This is a genomic window from Nocardia sp. NPDC004568 (assembly GCF_040609955.1).
In the GTDB taxonomy this organism is placed as follows: Bacteria; Actinomycetota; Actinomycetes; order Mycobacteriales; family Mycobacteriaceae; genus Nocardia.
Map to the genome: position 1 here is coordinate 1 of NZ_JBEXLL010000177.1, position 2,180 is coordinate 2,180.

Annotated in this window: 1 protein-coding gene; it reads right to left on the reverse strand. The window is 68.3% G+C overall.

Annotated elements, in window-relative coordinates; translation table 11 throughout:
• Positions 1–2,180, reverse strand: a 2,180-nt coding sequence (locus tag ABZV91_RS32385; protein WP_355249521.1) for a condensation domain-containing protein, incomplete at both ends; no start/stop codon positions are given.

Consider the following 2,180-nt stretch of genomic DNA (forward strand, 5'->3'; position numbering starts at 1 on the left):
TTCACCCGACCAGCGAACTCGCCATAGGACAGACTCGTCCCCTCGAACGAAACCGCCACCCGATCCGGATACGCCGCAGCCGCGGCATCGAACCCATCCAGCAACAGCCCCTCGGGAAGCGCGTGCTCGGTGGCATTCCACTCCGCCAGCACCCGAACGCGTTCGACCGGCGCCAAGATCTCCAGATCACCGACCGGCGTCTCCGGCGCCGCCACGATCTCCCGCAGCAGACCCACGAACCGCGCCGCGAAGCCCTCCACCGTGGCACGGTCGAACAGGTCCGTCGCATAGATGAACTTCGCCGCGACACCGTGTGCACCGGCCGTACCGGCGCCGGCCGGACCCGTCAGCTCGCCGAGTTCCAGCACGAGATCGAACTTCGCCGTCTCGATCGGTGACTCGAGTCCGCTGATGGTCAGGCCGGGCAGTTCCCCGGCGACCTGCGGGTTGTTGTTCTGCAGCGACAGCATCACCTGGAACAGCGGATGCCGGGCCTGCGAGCGGGCGGGGTTGAGGACCTCCACCAGGCGCTCGAACGGCAGGTCCGCGTGCCCGAAGGCGGCCACATCACTGCTGCGGACCGTTTCCAGCAGTTCGGCGAAACCGACGCCGTGGTCGATCGACGTCCGCAGTGCGAGCGTGTTGACGAACATGCCGATCAGATCGTCCAGTGCACGTTCACCACGCCCGGCCACCGGGGTGCCGACGACGATATCGGTCTCACCCGACAACCGGGACAGCATCACGGCGAAGGCCGCGTGCACGACCATGAAGAACGTGACGCCATGGGCGCGGGCGAGCTCCGACAACCCGGCGTGCACGGTGTCGTCGACAGCGAAGGTGTAGGCGGCGCCCTGCCCGGAGGCGACCGCGGGCCGCGGTCGGTCGGCAGGCAGGTCCAGCTGCTCCGGAATACCGGCCAGGGCTTCGGACCAGTACCTGACCTGCGAGGCGATCACCGACTGCGGATCGTCCTCCGAGCCCAGGACCTGGCGCTGCCAGAGCGTGTAATCGGCGTACTGCACCTCGAGCGGCAGCCAGCCCGGCTCGCCGCCCTCGATCCGGGCGCTGTAGGCCGTGAGCACGTCGCGGGCCAGCGGTCCCAGAGAGAAGCCGTCCGACGAAATATGGTGCACGACGAGAACCAGGACATGCTCGGTCGGATTCGTCTCGAACAACCGGACCCGGAAGGGCACCCCGGTGGTCACGTCGAAACCGGCCGATACGAACTCGGCCACCCGGGCGAACAGATCGGACTCCGCGATCTCCACCGGGGTGAGATCCGGGATCACCGCCGAGGTCGGCAGCACCTGCTGGAACGGCGTGCCGTCCACCTCCGGGTAGAAGGTTCGCAGCGCTTCGTGCCGCGCCAGCACGTCGGCGATCGCGATCTGCATGGCCTGGCGGTCGAGCAGACCGGACAACCGCACCGCGATCGGCATATTGTCCGCGGCCGACGTCGGATCGAACCGGTTCAGGAACCACATCCGCTGCTGCGCCAGCGACAGCGGCACCCGTTCCACGACCTCGCCGGTCTCCAGGACCTGGGTCGGACGCGGTTGCGGCACCAGTGCCACCCGGCCACCCGCACCGGCATGGGTTTCCGCACGGGCGGCCAGCGCCGCCACGGTGGAAGCCTCGAACAGTTCCCGGACCGGGAGTTCGGTGTCCAATGCCACCGACAACCGCGCCGCCACCCGGGTGGCGCTGAGCGAGTTACCGCCCAGCTCGAAGAAGTCGTCGTCCGCACCGACCCGCTCGGCACCCAGTACCTCGGCGAAGGTCGCGGCCACGATCTCCTCGACCGGAGTCGAGGGCGCCCGGAACACCCGCGCCTGGAACACCGGCGCCGGCAATGCCTTGCGATCCAGCTTCCCGGAGGCGTTCAGCGGGAACTCGTCCAGTACCACGAACGCGGCGGGCACCATGTACGACGGCAGCAGTTCCGTCAGGTCCTCGCGCAGATCCTCGACATCCAGCAGCGCGCCCGGGGCAGGCACCAGGTAGGCGACCAGCTGGTCGCCGGTGCGCGCGTCACCACGCATGACCACCACGGCCTGCCCGACCTCGTCCACGCCGGCCAGCGCGGATTCGATTTCGCCGAGTTCGATCCGCAGACCACGCAACTTCACCTGGAAATCGGTACGACCCAGATACTCCAACTCACCCGCAGCAGTCCA